The organism is Kitasatospora sp. NPDC091335, assembly GCF_044757205.1.
GTDB lineage: Bacteria > Actinomycetota > Actinomycetes > Streptomycetales > Streptomycetaceae > Kitasatospora.
The window spans coordinates 83,373-103,905 of record NZ_JBIVUM010000020.1 but is presented as its reverse complement, the minus strand read 5'-3'; the positions used below and the strand labels follow the sequence as shown (position 1 = coordinate 103,905).

The window sequence follows — 20,533 nt, the reverse complement described above, 5'->3', positions numbered from 1 at the left end:
GGTCCGCAGAGCCAGGCAGGACCGCGGGACCAGGCTGGTCCCGCGGAACCGGGCACGACAGGAGTGGGGTACGGCATGAGTGACGTCCGCTATCCGTTCACCGCGATCGTCGGCATGGCCGACCTGCGGCTCGGGCTGCTGCTGAACGCGGTCTCCCCGGCCGTGGGCGGCGTGCTGGTGCGCGGCGAGAAGGGCACCGCGAAGTCGACCATGGTGCGCGCGCTGGCCGGCCTGCTGCCGTCCATCGCCACCGTGGACGGCTGCCGCTTCGCCTGCGACCCGGCCGCGCCCGACCCGCAGTGCCCGGACGGGCCGCACGTCTCCCCGCCTTTCTCCGAACGGCCGTCCCAGCTGGTCGAGTTGCCGGTCGGCGTGGCCGAGGACCGGATCGTCGGCTCGCTCGACCTGGAGCGGGCGCTGGCCGAGGGCGTCAAGGCCTACGAGCCGGGGCTGCTCGCCAGGGCGCACCGCGGCGTGCTCTACATCGACGAGGTCAACCTGCTCCAGGACCACGTGGTGGACCTGCTGCTGGACGCCGCCGCGATGGGGCGCTCCTACGTCGAGCGCGAGGGCGTGTCGGTGCGGCACGCGGCCCGGTTCCTGCTGGTCGGCACGATGAACCCGGAGGAGGGCGAGCTGCGGCCGCAGCTGCTCGACCGGTTCGGCCTGACCGTCGAGATCGCCGCCACCCGCGACCCGGTCGAGCGCGCCGAGGTGGTCCGCCGCCGGCTCGCGTACGACGTGGACCCGGCCGGCTTCGCCGCGCGGTTCGCCGAGGAGGAGCGGGCACTCGCCGAACGCATCACCACCGCACGGGAGTTGCTTCCCAAGGTGGAGCTGCCGGATGTGGCACTGCGTCAGATCACCGCCGTCTGCGCCGCGTTCGAGGTGGACGGGCTGCGCGCGGACATCGTGATGGCCCGCACGGCCGTCGCGCTGGCCGCCTGGGACGGGCGCACCGAGGTGCTGGAGGAGGACGTCCGCAAGGCGGCCCGGCTTGCGCTGCCGCACCGGCGCCGGCGCAACCCCTTCGACGCGCCCGGACTGGACGAGGAGCAGCTGGAGCGCACGCTGGAGGAGCAGGCACAGGGCGACGACCCCGAGCCGGACCCCGAGCCCGAGGGCGACGGTCCGGGGCCCGACGGCGACGGCCCCGGCAACGGCGACGGCCCTGACGGGGGCGGCCCGGACGGCGGCGGGGCGCCCGATCCGTCCGACGGCGGCACTCCGGAGGCCACCGCCCCCGACGGCACCGGCGGTGCCGAGAGCGCCGAGGGCGGCGACGCACCCGCGCAGCAGCCCGTACCGGCCCAACACCCGGCCCAACACCCGGCCCCCGCACGGGAGTCGTCGCCGGTCGCGGCCGGAGACCCGTACCGGACCCGGCTGTTCACCGTCCGCGGCACCGGCCACGGCGCCCAGGGCCGCCGTTCCCCCGCCGAGACCACCGGCGGGCACACCGTCCGCGCCCGCCGCCCGCAGGGCGCGCTCGGCCGGCTGCACCTGACCGCGACCCTCCAGGCCGCCGCGCCGCACCAGGCCGCGCGCGGGCGCAGCGGTCGGGCGCTGGTGCTGCGCAAGGACGACTTCCGCGAGCAGGTGTGCCAGGGAAGGGAGTCCAACCTGGTGCTGTTCGTGGTGGACGCCTCCGGTTCGATGGCCGCCCGGCAGCGGATGACCGCCGTCAAGGGCGCGGTGCTGTCGCTGCTGATGGACGCCTACCAGCGCCGGGACAAGATCGGGATGATCACCTTCCGCGGCTCGGGCGCCGAACTGGCGCTGCCGCCCACCTCCTCCGTGGAGGTCGGCGCGGCCCGGCTGGAGTCGCTGCCCACCGGCGGCCGGACCCCGCTGGCCGCCGGCCTGCTGCGCGCGCACGAGGTGCTGCGGGTGGAGCGGCTGCGCGACCCGAACCGGCGCCCGCTGCTGGTCGTGGTGACCGACGGCCGGGCCACCGGCGGGCGGGACGCGCTCGCGCAGTCGCACCGCGCGGCCGCGCTGTTCGCGGCGCAGGGCGCCGCGAGCGTGGTGCTGGACTGCGAGTCGGGCCCGGTCCGGCTGGGGCTGGCCCACACCCTGGCCGGGCTGCTCGGCGGCACCGCCGTCAGCCTGGACGAGCTGCGCGCCGAGGGCGTGGCCTCGCTCGTCCGCGCCAACCGCTCCGAGAACCGCTCCGAGAGCCGTTCGACCACCACCATGCGAAAGGCGGCCTGACCGATGCCCAAGGGTGTCCCCGAGAGCGTTCCCGACGACGGCATGACCACCCGCCAGCGCCGTACGCTGCCGATCACCGCCGTGCACACCGGCCCGGGCAAGGGCAAGTCCACGGCCGCGTTCGGCATGGCGCTGCGGGCCTGGAACCAGGGCTGGCCGGTCGGGGTGTTCCAGTTCGTGAAGTCCGCCAAGTGGAAGGTCGGCGAGGAGAACGCGCTGCGCGTGCTCGGCGCCTCCGGCGAGGGCGGCACCGTCGACTGGCACAAGATGGGCTCGGGCTGGTCCTGGATCCAGCGCTCCGCCGAACAGGAGATGTCCAGCGAGGAGGCGGCCAAGGAGGGCTGGGAGCAGGTCAAGCGGGACCTCGCCGCCGAGACCTACCGCTTCTACGTGCTGGACGAGTTCACCTACCCGATGCACTGGGGGTGGATCGACCCGGACGAGGTGGTGGCCGTGCTCAGGGACCGCCCGGGCAGCCAGCACGTCGTCATCACCGGCCGGTACGCGCCCGAGGCGCTGACCGGATTCGCCGACCTGGTCACCGAGATGACCAAGGTCAAGCACCCCATGGACGCCGGCCGCAAGGGCCAGCGCGGTATCGAGTGGTAGACCGTTGAGCAGCATTCCCCGCCTCGTCGTCGCCGCGCCCTCCTCGGGCGCCGGCAAGACCACCGTCGCCACCGGCCTGATCGCCGCGCTCGCCGCGCGCGGACTGGCGGTGTCGCCGCACAAGGTCGGCCCCGACTACATCGACCCGGGCTACCACGCGCTCGCCGCCGGGCGCCCGGGCCGCAACCTGGACGCCTTCATGTGCGGGCCCGAGCGGATCGCGCCGCTGTTCCTGCACGGGGCGGCGGGGGCGGACGTCGCGGTGGTCGAGGGGGTCATGGGCCTGTTCGACGGGGCCTCCGGGCGCGGGGAGCTGGCGTCCACGGCGCACGTCGCCAAGCTGCTGCGGGCACCGGTGGTGCTGGTGGTGGACGGCTCCTCGCAGTCCCGCTCGGTGGCCGCGCTGGTGCACGGCTTCGCCTCCTGGGACCCGCAGGTGCGGCTCGCCGGGGTGATCCTCAACCGGGTCGCCTCCGACCGGCACGAGCACCTCCTGCGCGAGGCGCTGGAGGAGGGCTCCGGCGTACCGGTGCTGGGCGCGCTGCGCCGCTCGGCCGCGGTCGCCACGCCGTCCCGCCACCTCGGGCTGATCCCCGCCGTGGAGCGCTCGGCCGAGGCCCTGAAGGCGGTCGCCGACATGGGCGAACTGGTCGCCTCCTCGGTCGATCTGGACGCGCTGCTCGAACTGGCGCGGACGGCGCCGGAGTTGGACGCCGAGCCGTGGGACCCGGCGGCCGAGGTCACCCCGGTGGCCGGCCGGCCGCGGATCGCGGTGGCGGGCGGCGCCGCGTTCTCCTTCTCGTACGCCGAGAACGCCGAACTGCTGGGCGCCGCGGGCGCGGAGGTGGTCCCGTTCGACCCGCTGCACGCCACGGCGCTGCCCGAGGGCACCGCCGGACTGGTGATCGGCGGCGGATTCCCCGAGCTGTACGTGCGCGAGCTGAGCGGCAACGACCGGCTGCGCGCCGCCATCGCCGCGTTCGCGGCCGCGGGCGCGCCGATCGCCGCCGAGTGCGCCGGGCTGCTGTACCTGGGGCGGGAGTTGGACGGCCTGCCGATGTGCGGCGTGCTGGCCACCGACGCCCGGATGACCGAGCGGCTCACCCTCGGCTACCGGGAGGCGGTCGCGCTGCACGACTCCCCGCTGGCCCCGGCCGGCACCAGGCTGCGCGGCCACGAGTTCCACCGCACGGTCTGCGAGCCCGGCGCGGGCGAACTCCCCGCCTGGGGCTGGCGCCTGCCGGCCGGGCCGCGTACGGAGGGCTTCGCGGAGGGCAACGTGCACGCCTCCTACCTGCACCTGCACTGGGCGGGTGCGCCGGCGCTGGCGGCGTCGTTCACGTCCGCGGCGGCGGCGTTCGCGGCGGGGGCGGCCGGGGCCGCGGGGGCGCCCGGGGCGGCGTAGGGCGCGACCTCCTGGCGCACTGCCGGTCCCCGATGCCCTGCCGGCCTCGATGCCCTGCCGGCCCCGACGCCCTCCGGCGGGGAAACGCCGCGACGCCGCGGGGTGCCCGGCCTATGCTGCGCGCATGCATGTGATCGTCCTCAACGGCGGGTCCAGCTCGGGCAAGTCGAGCATCGCCGGACGCCTCCAGGAGTTGCTCCCGGAGCCGTGGCTGCACCTCGGCACGGACACCATGGTCGACGCGCTGCCGCCCTCGCTGCGCAGCGGCGGCGAGGGGATCGGCGGACTGGAGGACGGGGACGGCACGGTCCGGGTCGGTCCGGTGTTCGCGACGCTGGACGCCGCCTGGACGGTCGGCGTGGCGGCGATGGCCCGGGCCGGGGCCCGGATCGTGGTGGACGAGGTGTTCCTCGGCGGCACCGCCTCGCAGGCCCGGTGGCGAGCGGCCCTGGAGGGCCTGGAGGTGCTCTGGGTCGGGGTGCGCTGCGACCCGGCGGTGGCCGCGGCCCGGGAGGCCGCGCGAGGCGACCGGGTGGCGGGGATGGCCGCCGCACAGGCGAAGTCGGTGCACCGGGGCGTCACGTACGACCTGGTGGTGGACACCTCTCGGGCCTCCGCGGCGGACTGCGCGCAGGTCATCGCCACGCAGGTCATCGCCGCACAGGTCGAGACCGCGCGGATCGGGGCCACGCGGGCGACGGCCGGCGGTTCGCCCGACGCCCGGGCCGACACCGCCTCGTAGCCCTTCGCGCTACTCCCGGTCGAGCAGCACGGTGAGGTAGCACGCCATCTCGGCGCGCAGTTCCTCCGGCGCCGGGATGTGCCAGTGCCCGCTGCCCGCCGTCGCGTTGAACAGCACCCCGTCGCACCAGCGGATCAGGCGGCGGGCGTCCGCCGTCGGGTCGGCCGAGCCGCACCGCGCGAGCAGGACGGCGGCGAGGTCGGCGAAGCGGGTGCCCAGACGGTCGTAGACGGCGCGCAGTTCGGGCCGCCGGGTGGCCTCCAGCGCGAGCTCCAGGCGGGCCAGGGTGAGCCGGCGCCCACTGGTGAGCGCCCGGTACAGCACGTCGGCACCGACCCGTACGAGGAGGGCCCGCGCGGCGGCGGGGTCGGGCGGCGCCGCGGCGGGGGCCTGCCCGGTGAGGACCGGGTGGTCCTCGGTCTCCCGCTCGACGATCCGGGTGAGCGCGAGTTCGAGCAGGGCCGCCCTGGTCCGGGCGAGGTTGGAGGTCGAGCCGGCGGGCAGGCCGGCCTCCTCGTCCACGGCGCGGTGGGTCAGCCCGCGCAGACCACGCTCGGCGATCAGGGTGACGGCGGCGTCGGCGATCAGGGTCGGGCGCGGGGGCGTCATGGGTCCGATCATGGCCTTTCTCCTCGGGCGATCCCAATTCACTACAGCAGTAGTGTCCCGCGAACTACACCTGTAGTACGGTGCTGGCAGACGGAGACTACAGATGTAGTCCGAGGAGAGGAGCCCTCCCGTGGACGCCCAGCAGGACAGGCGGCAGCGCAGGCAACAGGACGGCAGGCACCAGACCGACAGGCAGGCGATCGTCATCGGCGGCGGCATCGGCGGACTCACCGCCGCGCTCGCCCTGCACCGCCAGGGTGTCCCGGTACGCGTCCACGAGCGCGCCGAATCTCTCGAACCGGTCGGCGCCGGGCTCGTCCTGGCCCCCAACGCCCTGCGTTCCCTCGACCGGCTCGGCGTCGGCGAACGGCTGCGCGCCCTCGCCACCCCGCACCCCGCCGTCGGCCTGCGCCACCCCTCCGGCCGCTGGCTCGCCCGCACCAGCACCTCGGCCCTGGAGGCCTGCTTCGGCGACATGATCGCCGCCGTCGCCCGCGCCGACGTCATCGCCGCCCTGGTCGACGCACTCCCGGAGGGCACCGTCCGCACCGGCTCGCCCGCCACGCTCGTCACCCCCGGCAGCACCGCCGAGCCCGCCGTCGTCCGCACCGGTGACGGAGAGGAGAACGCCGCGCTGGTCGTCGCCGCCGACGGCATCCGTTCCGCGACCCGCGGTCTGCTCTTCCCGCGGCACCCCGGCCCCCGCTACAGCGGCTTCACCAGCTGGCGCACCGTCGTCACCCCCGGCCGTCACCCGGCCACCGCCGGCGAGGTGTGGGGCCGCGGGCGCCTCGCCGGGATCGTCCCGCTCGCCGACGGCCGGGTCTACGTCTACGGCGCCGCCCTCGCCCCGGCCGGCGAGCGGGCCGCCGATGGCGACGAGCGCTCCGAACTCCTGCGCCGGTACGGCGACTGGTGCGCCCCGGTGCCGCAGCTGTTCGCCCTCGCCGAGCCCGGGCGCGTGCTGCGCCACGACGTCTGGGACCTCACCGACCCGCTGCCCGCCCACCACCACGGCAGGGTCGCCCTCCTCGGCGACGCCGCCCACGCGATGTGCCCCTTCCAGGGCCAGGGCGCCTGCCAGGCCATCGAGGACGGGCTCATCCTCGCCTCCCTGCTCACCCCCGCCACCGACCCGGCCGCCGTCCTGCCCGCCTACACCGCAGCCCGGCTCCCCCGCACCACCGCGGTCGCCGCCGGCTCCCGTCGCATCGGCGGCCTCGTCGCCCTCCGCTCCCCCGCCGCCACCTGCCTGCGCACCGCAGCCCTCACCCTCGCCGGACTCCTCCCCGCCCGCACCCTGCTCGGCCCCTCGGCCCGGACGTACGACTGGCAGCCACCGGACCTGGGCGAGGCGGGCTGAGAGCACCCCCGGACGCCGACAGCCGAGCGCGGTGGGCTGAACGACCGGCTGTGTGTGCCGGGCGCGCGCCGGCGAGCCGCGCGCCGGACGTCCGCGTCACGCGCCCTTGCCGAAGGTCCCCCTGAGCGGGTCGCCCCGGTGACAGGCGGCGCAGCGCACCCGGGTGTAGATCGCCACCGGTCCCATGAAGACGTCCTCCCGCCCGTCGGCCGGGGACTCGGAGGCGGCCGGCTTCCCGCAGTCGAGGCAGACCCGTCGGGAGCGGGCGGCGACGGAGCAGGCGCGGCAGATCAGGTGGGTCGGGTGTTCCGCGTGCACGACGACCGGCTGCGGCCCGCCGTACAGCAGGTGGTCGCACCACGTGCAGGACTCGTCCGCCTGCGACGCCAGCATCCGGGCCCTGGTCTCCTGCTGCCACTTCGCCGCGTTCTGCAGCGGCACCCTCACCGGCGGCCCCCACCCGGCGGAGGTGAGCCACTGGGCGCCCTCCGCACCGGCGGCCCGCAGCTGGTCGTCGACGGCGATGTCCCTGGGGGTCTTCTCTTTCATCGGGGCCTCTCCTCCGGTGGGCTTCCACGGGGGATAACGCCGCCGGGACACCGCTGGACACGCGGCCCGTCGGCCGCGGCCGACGGAACCGCAGGCGAAACCCGTACCGAGCGCCCCCGGAGCGCGCCGGCCCCAGAGTGCGCCGGCCCCGGCTCAGAGGATCGGTTCGGTGTCCCCGTGCGCGACGAGGAGCTTGCGCAGCAGGGCGTCCAGCCGGGCGCGCTCGTCCTGGTCGAGGGCCGAGAGGATGCGTTCCTCGTTGCGGACGTGGCCGTCCATGGCGCCGTCGATCAGCTCCTTGCCGGCCGGGGTGAGGCGGACCAGGACGGCGCGGCGGTCGGTCGGGCAGGGGTTGCGCTCGACCAGGCCCTTGGCGGACAGCCGGTCGACCCGGTTGGTGATGGCGCCGGAGGTGACCATCGCGGACTTGAGCAGCGCGCGGGCGTTGAGCTCGTACGGCTCGCCGGAGCGGCGCAGGGTGGCCAGGACGTCGAACTCGGAGGAGTCCAGGCCGCAGCGGGTGAAGTACTCGCGCAGTGCGTTGTCGACCCGGACGTTGAGCCGTCGCAGCCGGCCGACCAGGGCCATCGGCCCGGAATCCAGGTCGGGGCGGGCCCTGGCCCACTGCTCGACGATGTCGTCCACGGTGTCGCGCTGCTGCATGCCCGCCGCCTTCCCGGAGCCGTCTGTGCGAAGCTGCCGGGTCGCCCACCCGTCCGAAGCCGTCCGGGCGACCCGATGCAGATATCTTAACATTCACATACTTGACGTTCGCCAACTCCCAGGCGTAAAAATACCTCAACGTTCAGATAATCAACGTTCAGGGGAACGTCATGGCCGTCATCGACCGCAAGCGCGCGGGAATCGCCGCCACCGCCGCACTCGCCCCGGCAGCCTGGGGCACCACCTACCTCGTCACCACCCAGCTGCTGCCCGACGGCCGCCCGCTGCTGCTCGCCGCGCTCCGCGCGCTCCCGGCCGGGCTCCTCCTGCTGCTGATCGGCCGCCGACTTCCCAAGGGGCGCTGGTGGGGGCGCGCAGCCGTACTCGGGATGCTCAACATCGGGCTGTTCTTCCCGCTGATGTTCGTCGGCGCGTACCGCCTGCCAGGCGGCGTCGCGGCCACCATCGGGGCGATCCAGCCGCTGCTCGTCGCCGGGTTCTCCATCGGTGTGCTGCGTGTGCGGCCGGGCCGGCGGGCGGTGGTCGCCGGGCTGGTCGGGGTCGGCGGGGTCGCCCTGCTGGTGCTCAAGAGCGGCGCGCGGCTGGACGGCGTCGGGATCGCGGCGATGGTCGCCGGGGTCGCGCTGATGGCCATGGGCACCGTCCTCACCCGCCGCTGGGGGCGCCCCGAGGGCGCCACCCTGCTCGACCTCACCGCCTGGCAGCTCCTGGCCGGCTCGGTCTTCCTCGTCCCGCTCGCCGCCCTGGTCGAGGGCGCGCCGCCCGCCCTGAGCGCCGCCAACCTGGCCGGCTTCGCCTACCTCGGCCTGTTCGGCACCGCGCTCGGCTACGTCCTCTGGTTCCGCGGCATCCAGCAGCTCGGCGCCGGCCCGGCCTCGTTCCTCGGCCTGGTCAACCCGGTCGTCGCCACCCTCGGCGGCCTCCTCGTCCTCGGCCAGACCCTCACCCCCTGGCAGGTCCTCGGCCTCCTCCTCGCCCTCGCCGCCCTGCTCGCCGGCCAGTGCCCCGCCCGCCCCACCCCGGCACCGGTCGCAGCACCGGCCCCCACCCCCGCCCCCGCCGCGACACCCGCTCCGCTCCCCGAACCGGCGGCCGCCCGCTGAGAGCCCTCGCACACCTGCGCCCCGCCGAACCCGTCCGGCGGGGCGCAGACACGTACGGCGGGCGGTGGGCGACGGGCGGCACCTGACGGGCCTCGCGACCGGTCGGCGGCACAGCGGAAGCGGCCTCCCGGAGCGCCGGGCCGGCGGCTCGGCGCCACCGCCCGCCCGCAGGAGCCACGGCCCCGCTGGAACAACCGCCGGTTCAGCCGGTGGCGCGGATGTAGATGTCGGCGGCGCCGGCGAGGCCGCCGGGGATGGTGGCGACGTAGATGCGGCGGGCGGTGGGGGCGTGGGCGGGGAGGTCGGTGGGGGTCGGGTCCGCGGTGGGGGTGGGGCTCGGTGCGGGGGTGGGATCTTCCGGCGCGAGGTCGGTGGCGGGAGCCTCGTCGGCGGTGGGGGCCGGATCGGCGTCCGGGTCCACGGGGTCGGCGGGGTCGGCGGCGAGCTGGCCGGCCTCGGCGGCGGGGGCGGCCTCCGGCGAGGGGCTCTCGCTGGGCGTCGCGTCGGCGGACGGGGCGACGGACGGGGTCACGGACTCCGTGGACGGGGCGGCGGCGGTCGGCGGCGAGGACTCGGGGAGTTCCGAGGCCTCGGCCGGCTCGTCGCCGCCGAGGGCGGCGAGCAGGTCGGGCGGGAGCGGGGCGACCGGCCCCGGCGTGGGGAGGTCGTAGGCGCTGAGGAAGTCGCCGAGGCCGGGAGCCCTCCCGCCGCCGAGGCGGTAGTGCAGGTAGGCGACCGGGGCGCCGTCCGAGGTGTGGGTGTAGACGGCGCCGACCGGGACGTAGAAGCGTCCTGCGCCGGGGTGCTGGGAGGGGTGCAGGCCGGCCAGGCGTTCGGCGCGGTCCCGGTCGGTCTCGCGGCCGGTGCGGCCGACGGTGAACGCGTTGACGCCGCGCACCACGAGGGCGGCGGCGACGGACACGCACAGCACCAGTCCGACGGCGACGGTGCGCCGCAGGACCGGTCGGCCGTGCAGGGCGGGCCAGGAATCGGTCACCATGCGTTCGGGCGGGATACCGTCCACGGTTGTCTTGCTCCCCCGTTCGATCAGGGCGCTCGATCGGGACGTCCGGCCGGTACGCCCGGCCCGGACGCTCGACCGGCACGTCACACTCTGCACGACGTGGGACCGTAGCCGAGAGTTCCTCAGCCCAGGTAGGCGGGGGCCACCGCGGCCTTGGTGACCTGCTGCGCGCCGCCCGAACCGTCGGCCGGAACGGTCCACAGGTCCGCACCGTAGTCGCCGGGCAGGGCGTACACCAGGGTGCCGTCGCCGGACCAGAGCACCTGGTCGTCGATGTTGCGCCGCTCGGCGGTGGCGGTCTCGGTCATGGTGGCGAGGTCGAGCACGTAGAGCCGCCACGGGGCGTCGACGGGCAGGCCGGGAACGCGCTTCTTGTACGCGACGCGGGTGCCGTCCGGGGAGAGCGAGGGGCACTCGACGTTGTCGTGCAGGGTGGTGAGGGTGCGGGCGGCGAGGTCGCCGCGGACCAGGTGGGTCCGCCCGGCGCTGGCGAGGGTGGCGTGGAAGGTGTTGTCGTCGGCGAAGGTGACGCCCCAGATGTTGACGTCGTGCGCCTGGTACGGGTGTCCGTCCAGGACGACCGCGAAGTCCTCCAGGTTCTCCCGCAGGTTCCAGTCCCTGACGTCCACGATCGAGGTGCGGGTGGAGAAGTCGCTGCCCGCGTACGAGTCGCCGCTGACGAAGACCGTCCAGGCGGCGAGGTGCCCGGAGGGCGAGACCCGGGAGCGGGTGGGGATGCCGGCGGCGGGGAAGGACCGGAGTTCGCGCAGGTGGTCGTCCAGGACCACGGCGCGGTAGGTGTCCTCCAGCGCGCCGTGCTGGGCCTGGAGGCAGATGCCGGTGCCGGCGGCGGCGTGGAAGCGCAGGCACTGGACGCCGGAGGCGGTGCGCGGGCCGTCGGGGCGGTCGGCTGGGACGGTGGTGATCTCGTCCCGGTGCGGGCCCCAGGCCATGTTGCGGAACAGCAGCTGCCGTCCGTGGCCGGACGCCCCGAGCGACACGGCGCCGGAGGCGACCTCGGGACCGCCGGGCTGGACCTGGTCCCGACGGGCGGTGCGGTCGGCGGCGTGGAGCACGGCTCCGGTGCCGACCGCACCGAGCAGCACGACGGCGACCAGCAGGACGATCACCCTGGTCCGGTTCTGCAGGTTCACGGCTTCTCCTCGGCGGCGGGGGCGGGTTGGGACGTGCCGGTGACGGGCCCGGCCGCGGTTCCCGGTCTCCCGTCACCGGCGGCGGCCGCATCGGCTTCGGACGGGCGCAGCACGGCCGCCGCGCCGAGCACGCACAGCGCCAGCGCGCCCGCCGACCAGCCCAGCGCCGCCGGGCCGCCGACCGCGCCCCACAGCGCGCCGAACAGCAGCGAGCAGGCGAACCTGGCCAGCGCCTGCCCGGTGCCGACCAGGGCGAGCCCGGCGCCGCGCTGCCCGGCGGGCACCGTGTCGGCGGCCGCGGCGGCGAGCACGCCGTCGGTGGCCGCGTAGAAGGTGCCGTGCAGCAGCAGGACGCAGAGCGCCGCGGGCACCCCGCGCAGCGGCGAGAGCAGAAGCCCGTACGCGAGCAGCAGCACCCCGTGCCCGGCGAGGAAGAGCCGGTGGCGGCCGATCCGGTCGGCGAGCGCGCCGAGCGGGACGGCGAGCAGCAGGAAGGCGGCGGCGGTGCCCAGCGGCAGCAGCGGGAACAGGCCGACGGGCAGGTCCAGCCGGCGCTGGACGAGCAGGTAGAGGAAGGAGTCGCTGACGGTGGTGAGGCCGAGCAGGACGGCGCAGAGCGTCAGCCGGCGCAGGCCCGGCAGGCGCAGCAGGGTGAGACTGTCGCGGAGCGAGGGGGTGGAAGTCGACAAGTCGTCACGACTGCCGCGGTTCGGCACGAACAGCAGCAGGATCAGCACGCCGAGCGCCGCGACGCACGCGCTGACCGTGAACACCGCGTCGTAGCCGTGCCGCTCGCCGCCGTCGGCGAGCAGCGGGCCGCCGGCCAGCCGCAGCACCAGGAAGGCGGTGAGCGGGCCGAGCAGGGCACCGGCCGTGTCCATCGCCCGGTGCACGCCGAACGCCCGGCCGCGGTGCGCGGGTTCGGTGGCCAGCGAGATCATCGCGTCCCTGGGTGCGGTGCGCAGGCCCTTGCCGGTGCGGTCGACGGCGATCACGGCGCCGATCAGCGGGACGGTGTGGACGAACAGCAGCAGCGGACGGCACAGCGCGGACAGCCCGTACCCGACGGCCGCGACGGCCTTGTGCCGGGCGGCGCCGTCCCGGCCGCGGCGGTCGGCGAGGTGGCCGCCGACCAGCCGGACCAGGGCGCTGAAGCCGTTCTGGATGCCGTCGAGCAGGCCGAAGCCGAGCGGGGAGAGGCCGAGACCGGTGAGCAGGTAGAGGGGGAGGACGGCGGTGACCATCTCGGAGGAGATGTCGGTGACCAGGCTGACGGTGCCGAGGGCGATGACCGCCCCGGGCACGGTGCGCAGGGCGGCGCCCCGCCGGGCCTGGCCGGTGGCCGGCGCGTCGGGGGCCTTCGAACTGCGGGAGTCCGCGACGTACACGGGCGTCAGTTCCGGATTCCGGTGGTGGCGGTGCCGCGGCCGGCCGGGCCCCGGGCGGGACGCGCGGAGGAGGAGGAAACGGAGGCAGGGGCACCGGCCGTGGGCGTGCCTGGGGTGCGCGGTCGTGCGAAGGCCATGGGGGTCCTCCGGATGTCGGGGCTTCCCGGGCGGGAGCGCCGAGAACAGTAGGAGCGCCGTGGTGTCGTGTACCTCACAACGGAGGTGAAGAACAGGCGAACAGCTGCCGCGCCGGGCGGGCCCGCCGGCACGGACCGGCGCCGGAGGTCGCACCTGTCGCGATTGACCCGTTCCGGCCGGGCGTGGTGGGATCTCCGGAGCTTGTGACGAAGGAGTGCGGCACGTGATCGGACTGGTCGCAGCCGTCCCGGCCGACGGGCCCGAGGACGCCCCGGTCCTGCGGATCGCCGCCCCGGACGACCGGCACGACGGGCACCGCCGGGACGACCGGCACGACCGGGACAGCGAGTACGAGCGGGACGACCCGGGCGGCAGCCTGCCGGTCCTCCCCCGCACCCTGGTGGCCGGCATCGGCGCGAGCAGCCGCGCCGAACGGACCGAGGTGCTGCGGCTGCTGACGGACACCCTCGCGGAGGCCTGCCTGGCCCGCTCCGCGGTGGCCCGGCTGGCGACCGTGGCGGGCAAGGCGGACCACCCGGCGGTGCGCTGGGCGGCCGAACACCTCACCGGGGTACCGGTGGACGAGTACCCGGCGGCGGCGCTGGCGGGAGTGCCGGTGCCGAACCCCTCCGCCGTGGTCGGCGCGGCCGTCGGCACCGCGAGCGTGGCCGAGGCGGCGGCGCTCGCGAGCGCGCCGGGCGGGCGGCTGGTGGTCGCCAAGCGCAGGTCGGCGGGGGCGACGGTCGCGATCGCCCGGGCGACGGTGCCCGGACGGATCGCGCTGCTCGACCTCGGCCCCAAACCCGGCCCCGTCCTCGGCCCCGGGTCCGGGTCCGGGTCCGGATCCTGCGTATCGGGGCCGCGGGTCCGGGCGGAGCTGCGGAGCGCCTCGGCGGTGGTGGGCACGCCGGCGGCGGTCGCGGCGGTGGCCGGTGTGCTCCGGCCGGACACCTGGCGGATCGCGGTGCCGGACGGCCCCCGGGCACCGCTCGACGCCTCCGGGAGGGCGCTCGACCGCACCGGGACGGCCGTCGCCCTCGCCTCCCACGGCCACACCGTGGCCCTGGTCACCCTCGGTGACGGTGCGCGGCTCACCGTGCCGCCCGGCCCGTACGAGGTCCACCCCGTCCACCTCCGGCCCTGACCTCCCGCCCGCGCCCGAACCCGACCGCCCACGCCGTCCACATCGCCCCCACCATCCGCACCGCCCACAAGGAGACCCCACGTGACCGCCCCCGAACCCGACCTGCGCCACCACGGCGACGCCGAGGTGCGCGCCGACGGGCTCGGCCTGGTCGACCTCGCCGTCAACGTCCGCACCGGCACTCCCCCGGCCTGGCTGCGCGAGCACCTCGCGGCCACCCTCGGCGACCTCGCCGCCTATCCCGACCAGAGCGCCGCGCGCGCCGCGGTGGCCGCCCGGCACGCCCGCCCGGTCGAGGAGGTGCTGCTCACCTCGGGGGCGGCCGAGGCCTTCGTCCTGCTCGCGCGGGTACTGACGTCACGTCACATCGTCGTCGTGCACCCGCAGTTCACCGAGCCGGAGGCGGCACTGCGGGACGCCGGGCACCGGGTGCACCGGGTGCTGCTCTCCCCCGGCGACGGGTTCCGGCTGGGCGCCGTCCCCGAGGAGGCTGACCTGGTCGTCCTCGGCAACCCGACCAACCCGACCTCCGTCCTCCACCCCGCCGAGGCCGTCGCCGCGCTGGCCCGGCCAGGGCGCACCCTGGTGGTGGACGAGGCGTTCATGGACGCCGTGCCGGGCGAGCGGGAGTCCCTGGCCTCCGTCCGCGACCTGCCCGGCCGGGTCGTCGTGCTGCGCAGCCTCACCAAGACCTGGGGCCTGGCCGGGCTGCGGATCGGCTACGTGCTCGGCCCGGCCCCGCTGATCGCCGACCTCGGCGCCGCCCAGCCGCTCTGGCCGGTCTCCACCCCCGCGCTGGCCGCCGCCGAGGTGTGCAGCGGCCCGGACGCGCTCGCCGAGGCGGAGCGGGCGGCGGCCGAACTGGCGCTCCGGCGCGAGCACCTGGTGAAGGGACTGGCCGCCTTCCGGTCGGTGCGACTGCACGGCGAACCGGCCGCCTCCTTCGTGCTGGTACGGCTGCCGGAGGCGGCGGCGGTCCGGGAGCGGCTGCGCGCGCACGGCTTCGCCGTCCGGCGCGGGGACACCTTCCCGGGGCTGGGCCAGGAGTGGCTGCGGATCGCCGTCCGGGACGAGGAGACCACCGACCGCTTCCTCGACGCCCTTGGGGCCGTGCTCGGTTCGGCGTGACGGCAGGCCCGCCCGGGCGGACGGCCGCGTTCAGTCCATCGTGATCCGGTCCCCGGTCCTGATCACGCCCGGCACCACCACCCGGGCGTACACCCCCGCGCAGGGCAACGCCGGCATGCCGTCCAGCGGCACCACCCGGTTCCGCTCGGCCGGGATGCGCAGCGCCTCGGGGCGGCGGGGCAGCGGCCCGTGCCGCAGGGTGGGGACGGCGCAGCGCGGGGTGGGCGCGATGACTCGCAGGCGCAGGGTCGGGCCGATCGCCAACTCCCGCCCCACCCAGGCGTTCTCGACGTAGCCCTCGCCCTCGGTGCGGATCACCAGGTTCGGCCGGTAGCGCTCGGCCTCGCTGCCGGTGGCGCGCAGGGTCGAGGTGGTGATCAGGTGCAGCGGCGCGAAGTCGAAGAAGCCGCCGTCCGGTGCGGCGCGGCCCAACTCGTTGACGGTGAAGTCGGTTTCGGCCGCGCTTCCGCGAGCCAGCACCTCCTCGGGAACGGCCCGTTCGACGGTCGCGCCGGGCGGGCGCTCGTCGATCAGCGCGACCTCGCGGCCGAGCGCCTCGGACAGCTCCCGCTCGTCCGCGCCCCGGCCGTCCGGGCCGCTGACGGCCACGCGGCCGTCCGTCGTGGTCCTGGCCGTGTACCCGAGCAGGCCGGCCCACAGCCGGGGGCGCTTGGCGCTGGCCACCCGGCCGGTGGCCAGGTCGAGCAGCGCCCGCTCGCGGTCGCCGGCCAGGCCCCGGCCGGTCACCTCGGCCCGGTCGAGTTCCTCGCCGAGCAGCCCCTTCACCGGGTAGCGCCGCAGCCGTTCGACCGTACCGGCCACTCGCGTTCCGTTCGCTCCCGCCTCGGCCACGCCCGTCACTCGTCCTCCTCCGCCCATTCCCGCAGAGCCTCGAAGTGCAGCTCCCGCAGTCCGATCCGCGGGTCGACCCAGAGGGCCAGTGCCGGGGCCGGGTGGTTCGCCTCGATCCACTCGATGTCCTGCGGGCCGAGTTCGTCGTCCACCCAGACGAACGGGCGCCCGGCGGCCCAGGCGACCACGTCCCTGGTCTTCCAGTGCAGCCCGTCCGGGTCCTCCCGGAACTCCTCCGTCCAACGGATGTACGGGAGTTCGGGCAGACCGAGCGGCGGGGCGATGAAGGTGTTCGCCTCGTCCATCCAGAGCGACGGGTCGCCCTTGCACCTCCAGGATGCAGGCTCGTGCCGCTGACTGGAGAGTGGAACCATGGCTCGCAAGCCTGCCGGACCGGTGCGATACCTCGACCTGCTTCTGCGGAAGTCGCAGGTCGTGCGGGGTACGGCTGCGCGGGACATCCTGTCACTGAAGGCACAGGAGACGCGGGGCCGGGCGTGGGGTAAGCAGAACGGCTACACGATCCGCCGTGTCTTCCGCGAGAACCTTTCGGCCTACAAGAAGGGCGTGAAGCGACCGGACTTCGATGAAGCGGTGCACGCCCTTCTCGAAGGGGACTCGGACTGCCTGTGGGTGTACGACTCCTCCCGCTACTCCCGCCAGGGTGCGGGCGATGTGCTGAAGATTCTGGACGTTCCGGGCAAGCGTCTGGTGTTCGACCTGGACCGTCTGGACACCGAGATCCCGGCCGACCGCGTCCGCATCGTCGGCAAGGCGGAGGACGCCCGCGAGTACAGCCGGGTCCTGTCGGAGAAGGTCCGGGACACCAAGGCCCAGCAGCGCGAAGAGGGCAAGTGGCTGACCATGCCGCCCTTCGGGCTGAAGGTCACGAAGAAGCGCAAGCTCAAGCACGGCAAGCTGTGGCCGGTGGCCGAGCGCATCCACCGGGAGGCTGCGGAGGGCAAGTCGAACCGGAAGATCGCGCTCGGGCTGACCGCCGACGGCTTCCGGGCGACCCGGGGCGGCCCGTTCCGCTCGAATACGGTCGGCAAGATCCTGCGGAACCCCGTCTACCTGGGGTGGCAGATCGTGACGGTGAACGGGCACGCCCAGCTGTACCTGAACGCCAAGGGCAAGCCGGTGCGGGTGTTCGCCAAGGGGGTGGAGGGCATCCCGCAGGAGGTCTGGGACAAGCACCGGAGGATCGCGGCCGGGTTCGAGCGGCGCAAGAATCTGCCGACCGTGGACGAGCAGTCGAAGCCGGTCGAGCGCTCGCCTGCGTCGGGGCTGATGTGGTGCGACGGCGGGGGCCGTGACCCGAAGAAGGGGCACTTGGCGACGATCCACGGCCAGTCGTTCCGGTGCGGCCGGCTCAACCTTGGGATGGCCGACTGCCCCGGCCCGGTGACCGGCATGCGAACCTCGGTGGAACGCGTTCTCGCTGAGGAGTGGCACAAGAAGCTGACCACCTCTGCTCCGCTGAGTCCCGTGATGGCGGCCGTCGCGGAAGGCTGGGTGGTCCTCTCGCAGCCGGAGGAGAGCCAGAAGGAGTCCGAGGCCCGAGGCCAGATCAAGCTGGCGGAGGAGGCCGTGGCCCGCCTCGACCGCCTCAACGCGGGCGGGGCCTACACCGGCCGCGACGGCGAGGAGACGTTCATCAAGCTGCGCCGGGCTGCGGTGGAGGACGTGGAGAGCGCCCGGAAGGAGTGGGAAGCGGTGGCGAAGCCGATGGCGGACATCTCGGTGTTGAGAAATCCCAAGCGGTGTCTGGAGCTGTGGGAGACCTCGGACGCCCACTACCGGGGGCAGCTGCTGCGGCTGGCGATCGAGCGGGTGTTCCTGTTGAAGGCCCCTTACCCGGGGGCGCGGCTCACGGCGGACCGGCTGGTCATCGTGTGGAAGAAGCCGCGGGCGTGGAAGCCGCCGGAGAAGGGGGATGGGGAGAAGGCGGAGGAGTCCGGGGCAGACGAGTCCTGAAACGAGGAAAAGGCCCCCGGTCAGCACTGTGCGAGCAGTGCCGGCCGGGGGCCTTGACGTGGGTCAGGTGGACAGGATTCGGAGCAGGGCCAGGGCGAGGCGGCGGGTGCGGCCGATCTCGGCCAGCAGTTCCACCGCGTGGTCAGGCACGTCGGAGCAAGCCAGCAGGGTCCTGGCCTCCGTGGTGCTGAGGTACTGGGTCAGCAGATACTCGCCGTTGCAGCGGTCGGCCTGGAGCCTGCGCAGGGTGACCTCGGCGATCACCCGGTGGTCGGGCCCGCTCATGCGGACATCCAACCACCGAGGCTGTCACCAACTGCAATCTTCGATGTCGGTGGCGAGGTCGAGTGCGACGTGCTCCGGGAGGGGGACGACCGTCCGGGTGAGCTGTCCGGGCGCGTGGTGCTCGGTCTCGATGACGATGACGCGTTCGCCCGCCGGGGTGCGGGCCTCGTAGGCGCGGGCCGCCTGGTGGACGACGGCGTGGATCACGGGGAGGGTCACGCCGCTCCCTTCAGCAGGTAGTTCGCCATGGCGATCTTGGAGGCGACTCCGGCGTCCGGGCCGAGAAGTTCGGAGGCGCGCAGGAACGCGCGCTCGCGTTCCGCGGTGCCGTCCTGCGGCAGCATGACGTCGGCGAAGGTGGGCAGCGCGGACGGTATCTCGGGGATGGCGGGCTGCGGGGCGGTGAGCTGGTCGGCCAGGACCGGCTGCGGGAGGGCGGCCGGGGAGGTGGAGCCGCCGGCCACCAGGTAGGGGTTCCCGTCCTGGCGGGCCTGCTCGGCCTGGCGGGCGGCTTCCATCTCCCCGAGGCGTCGGGCGGCCTCGGCCTCCTCCTGGCGCACGCGCTCGATCTCCAGCACGGTGGTGCGGGACTGCGCGGCCGACTGGATCAGGGTGTTGCCCAGCGACTCGGCGACCTCCGGGTTCAGGTAGATGGACGCGGTGGTCTCGCCGCAGTGGACGAGTAGGCCGATGTCGCCTTCGCCGTCCACGTGGGTGCGGGCGTAGTCGCGAGGGCCGTCGTACTTGCAGGGGAAGCGCTGCTCGTCCAGGCGTACGGTCTCAGGTGCGGTTGTCATGGGGCTCTCTCTCCGTCATCTAGGTGAACAGGGCCAGGAACGCCTGGACTTCGCGGGCGGAGTGGCCGGAGTCGTAGCGGACGGTCTGGCCGTCGTGGGCGATTTCCAGGCTGTAGCCGTCGCTGTCGTCGTGGTCGGCGAAGACGCGCACGGTCGCGCCGCAGGGCAGTTCGTGGGTTCCGACTGGGGACTTCATCGCGCGTTCCTTCCATGGGAGTTCGGCACGCTTGAGGCGGGGTGGTTAGCAGTGGTGTTCACGCGGTGGCCCGCAGCTTCTTGAGGGCACGCGACCAGGTGGCCTTGACGCTGCCGGGGGTGCTGCCCAGCGCCTCGGCTATGGCGGTGGCGTGCAGCTTTCCGGCGTCGGTGAGCATCGGCGGTCCGTCAAAGCCGAACGCGCAGCGGGCGATGGCGGCCTCGGTCGGCGACATGCCGGCCAGCAGCTCGGCGGCCTTCGCCCGCGCGGCGGCGGCGTAGCGGGTGGAGGTCTCGGCTTCCACGTCGCGGTCGATGATCGCGCCGGTGGCGTGCTTGCCGCGCTTGGTGCCGGTGACCTTCACGCCCTTGCAGCGCACGGCGTCGCGCGAGATCTCCAGGGGGTTGTGCGCCAGGGAGGGCTGGAGGTCGGTGCACCAGCCCTCCGTGGTGGCCGCGCCGACGACCGGCCGGCCGTCCTTGACCGCGAGGCGCAGGCGGGCGGTGCGCGGGGTGGTGCCGAGCGGGGTGTACTCGACCAGGCGGTCCGGGTCCTGGGCGGTGGAAGCGTCGAGCGCGCTGTCCGGCACGGCGGAGATCGGCACCGGGCGGTCGAACGCGGCGGCGACGATGTCGGCCTGCTCGGCGGAGAAGCGGCGGCCTGTCACCGGGTGGTTGACCAACTCCGCCTTCGCGGCGTCGAAATCGCCGTCGCTGCGGGACAGGGCGCCCATGAACGCGGCGGAGGCCGAGCGGGGCACGCCCGGTGCGTTCTCGCGGGCGCTGACCGCACGCCCGTCGAGCTTGGCCCGCTGGAAGGCGTAGGAGGTGAACTCCGCGCGGTTGTCGGCGTCGACGTCCCACGCGTGGATCGCGCGCCAGAACGAGAACCGCATCTCCTGGGCGATGTCCTGGGCGGCCTGGTGGCTGTCGCCTTCCATCTGCGCTGCGCGCTTGCGGGAGACGGACCGGGCGATGCCCTCAAGTCCGTTCAGGATCTCCTCCGTTGCGACCCGGCCCCGGTCGAGTTTGCCCATGCCGGTCAGGGCGGGCAGCGGCTTGGGGGCCTGGGCCTGGAGGATCAGTGCGGGGGTGATGCAGGGGGAAGACATGAAGATTCCTTGGCATGTACAGAACATTGATGAGGGCATGAGGCGTCGCCGCGCGGGGGAC

21 protein-coding genes and 1 pseudogene are annotated in these 20,533 nt (G+C 74.8%); 9 read left to right on the top strand and 13 right to left on the bottom strand.

Features of this window, described 5'->3' with window-relative positions:
• Nucleotides 1-75: 75 nt before the first annotated feature.
• The 4 genes and pseudogenes from ACIQOW_RS32970 to cpt all read left to right on the top strand — a co-directional run.
• Nucleotides 76-2,214, top strand: coding sequence for a putative cobaltochelatase (locus ACIQOW_RS32970; RefSeq protein ID WP_401091185.1), 2,139 nt, complete (start codon nt 76-78; stop codon nt 2,212-2,214).
• Between the two features lie 3 nt (nt 2,215-2,217).
• Nucleotides 2,218-2,823, top strand: a complete 606-nt coding sequence (gene cobO / locus ACIQOW_RS32965) for a cob(I)yrinic acid a,c-diamide adenosyltransferase (protein ID WP_401091183.1) — start codon at nt 2,218-2,220, stop codon at nt 2,821-2,823.
• A gap of 4 nt (nt 2,824-2,827) precedes the next feature.
• Nucleotides 2,828-4,228 carry a cobyrinate a,c-diamide synthase gene (locus ACIQOW_RS32960; protein WP_401091181.1) on the top strand — a complete coding sequence of 467 codons (1,401 nt, stop codon included), beginning with the start codon at nt 2,828-2,830 and terminating at the stop codon, nt 4,226-4,228.
• 130 nt (nt 4,229-4,358) lie between these two features.
• Nucleotides 4,359-4,880 (top strand): annotated as a pseudogene (gene cpt, locus ACIQOW_RS32955) (chloramphenicol phosphotransferase CPT); the annotation flags it as partial.
• Between the two features lie 99 nt (nt 4,881-4,979).
• On the opposite strand, the gene ACIQOW_RS32950 reads toward cpt, so the two are convergent.
• A complete protein-coding gene (locus ACIQOW_RS32950) occupies nt 4,980-5,591 on the bottom strand; it encodes a TetR/AcrR family transcriptional regulator (protein WP_401091179.1) in 612 nt (203 codons plus the stop codon).
• A gap of 118 nt (nt 5,592-5,709) precedes the next feature.
• Between ACIQOW_RS32950 and ACIQOW_RS32945 the strand changes: the two genes are divergently transcribed.
• A complete protein-coding gene (locus tag ACIQOW_RS32945; protein WP_401091178.1) occupies nt 5,710-6,942 on the top strand; it encodes an FAD-dependent monooxygenase in 1,233 nt (410 codons plus the stop codon).
• Nucleotides 6,943-7,038: 96 nt separating this feature from the next.
• Here ACIQOW_RS32945 and ACIQOW_RS32940 read toward each other — a convergent pair whose 3' ends face one another.
• Nucleotides 7,039-7,491, bottom strand: a complete 453-nt coding sequence (locus tag ACIQOW_RS32940; protein ID WP_401091176.1) for a hypothetical protein — start codon at nt 7,489-7,491, stop codon at nt 7,039-7,041.
• 153 nt (nt 7,492-7,644) lie between these two features.
• Nucleotides 7,645-8,154 (bottom strand): MarR family winged helix-turn-helix transcriptional regulator, encoded by a 510-nt coding sequence (locus tag ACIQOW_RS32935; RefSeq protein WP_401091174.1) that lies wholly within the window; start codon nt 8,152-8,154, stop codon nt 7,645-7,647.
• Nucleotides 8,155-8,324: 170 nt separating this feature from the next.
• On the opposite strand from ACIQOW_RS32935, the gene ACIQOW_RS32930 reads away from it, so the two are divergent.
• Complete coding sequence (locus ACIQOW_RS32930; RefSeq protein ID WP_401091172.1) at nt 8,325-9,278, top strand: EamA family transporter; 954 nt, start codon at nt 8,325-8,327, stop codon at nt 9,276-9,278.
• 202 nt (nt 9,279-9,480) lie between these two features.
• On the opposite strand, the gene ACIQOW_RS32925 is transcribed toward ACIQOW_RS32930, so the two are convergent.
• From ACIQOW_RS32925 to ACIQOW_RS32915, 3 genes are all read right to left on the bottom strand, one after another.
• Nucleotides 9,481-10,278: a hypothetical protein gene (locus tag ACIQOW_RS32925; protein WP_401091170.1), complete on the bottom strand. Its 798-nt coding sequence runs from the start codon at nt 10,276-10,278 to the stop codon at nt 9,481-9,483.
• Nucleotides 10,279-10,424: 146 nt separating this feature from the next.
• Complete coding sequence (locus ACIQOW_RS32920) at nt 10,425-11,450, bottom strand: TolB family protein (protein WP_401091255.1); 1,026 nt, start codon at nt 11,448-11,450, stop codon at nt 10,425-10,427.
• A gap of 2 nt (nt 11,451-11,452) precedes the next feature.
• Nucleotides 11,453-12,844: an MFS transporter gene (locus tag ACIQOW_RS32915; protein ID WP_401091168.1), complete on the bottom strand. Its 1,392-nt coding sequence runs from the start codon at nt 12,842-12,844 to the stop codon at nt 11,453-11,455.
• A 361-nt stretch (nt 12,845-13,205) separates the two neighbouring features.
• Between ACIQOW_RS32915 and ACIQOW_RS32910 the strand changes: the two genes are divergently transcribed.
• Nucleotides 13,206-14,126 carry a cobalamin biosynthesis protein gene (locus tag ACIQOW_RS32910; RefSeq protein ID WP_401091167.1) on the top strand — a complete coding sequence of 307 codons (921 nt, stop codon included), beginning with the start codon at nt 13,206-13,208 and terminating at the stop codon, nt 14,124-14,126.
• An 81-nt stretch (nt 14,127-14,207) separates the two neighbouring features.
• Complete coding sequence (cobC, locus tag ACIQOW_RS32905) at nt 14,208-15,254, top strand: Rv2231c family pyridoxal phosphate-dependent protein CobC (RefSeq protein ID WP_401091165.1); 1,047 nt, start codon at nt 14,208-14,210, stop codon at nt 15,252-15,254.
• A gap of 30 nt (nt 15,255-15,284) precedes the next feature.
• Here cobC and ACIQOW_RS32900 read toward each other — a convergent pair whose 3' ends face one another.
• Nucleotides 15,285-16,115: an MOSC domain-containing protein gene (locus tag ACIQOW_RS32900; protein ID WP_401091163.1), complete on the bottom strand. Its 831-nt coding sequence runs from the start codon at nt 16,113-16,115 to the stop codon at nt 15,285-15,287.
• On the bottom strand, nt 16,112-16,480 hold the full coding sequence (locus ACIQOW_RS32895) for a hypothetical protein (protein ID WP_401091161.1): 369 nt from the start codon (nt 16,478-16,480) through the stop codon (nt 16,112-16,114). Before ACIQOW_RS32895 ends, ACIQOW_RS32900 begins: the two co-directional genes overlap by 4 nt.
• Between ACIQOW_RS32895 and ACIQOW_RS32890 the strand changes: the two genes are divergently transcribed.
• Entirely contained in the window at nt 16,479-18,083 is a 1,605-nt protein-coding gene (locus ACIQOW_RS32890; RefSeq protein WP_401091159.1) for a recombinase family protein, read from the top strand. The genes ACIQOW_RS32895 and ACIQOW_RS32890 overlap by 2 nt on opposite strands.
• A 63-nt stretch (nt 18,084-18,146) precedes the next feature.
• Here ACIQOW_RS32890 and ACIQOW_RS32885 read toward each other — a convergent pair whose 3' ends face one another.
• From ACIQOW_RS32885 to ACIQOW_RS32865, 5 genes are read right to left on the bottom strand one after another with little or no spacing between them, the layout of a single operon-like run.
• The gene (locus tag ACIQOW_RS32885) at nt 18,147-18,368 is read right to left on the bottom strand and encodes a hypothetical protein (RefSeq protein WP_401091157.1); all 222 of its coding nucleotides are present in this window, start codon (nt 18,366-18,368) and stop codon (nt 18,147-18,149) included.
• A gap of 24 nt (nt 18,369-18,392) precedes the next feature.
• A complete protein-coding gene (locus ACIQOW_RS32880) occupies nt 18,393-18,587 on the bottom strand; it encodes a hypothetical protein (RefSeq protein ID WP_401091155.1) in 195 nt (64 codons plus the stop codon).
• A complete protein-coding gene (locus ACIQOW_RS32875) occupies nt 18,584-19,165 on the bottom strand; it encodes a hypothetical protein (RefSeq protein ID WP_401091153.1) in 582 nt (193 codons plus the stop codon). Before ACIQOW_RS32875 ends, ACIQOW_RS32880 begins: the two co-directional genes overlap by 4 nt.
• A gap of 19 nt (nt 19,166-19,184) precedes the next feature.
• Nucleotides 19,185-19,361: a hypothetical protein gene (locus tag ACIQOW_RS32870; protein WP_401091152.1), complete on the bottom strand. Its 177-nt coding sequence runs from the start codon at nt 19,359-19,361 to the stop codon at nt 19,185-19,187.
• A 58-nt stretch (nt 19,362-19,419) separates the two neighbouring features.
• Complete coding sequence (locus ACIQOW_RS32865; protein ID WP_401091150.1) at nt 19,420-20,472, bottom strand: hypothetical protein; 1,053 nt, start codon at nt 20,470-20,472, stop codon at nt 19,420-19,422.
• Between the last annotated feature and the right edge of the window lie 61 nt (nt 20,473-20,533).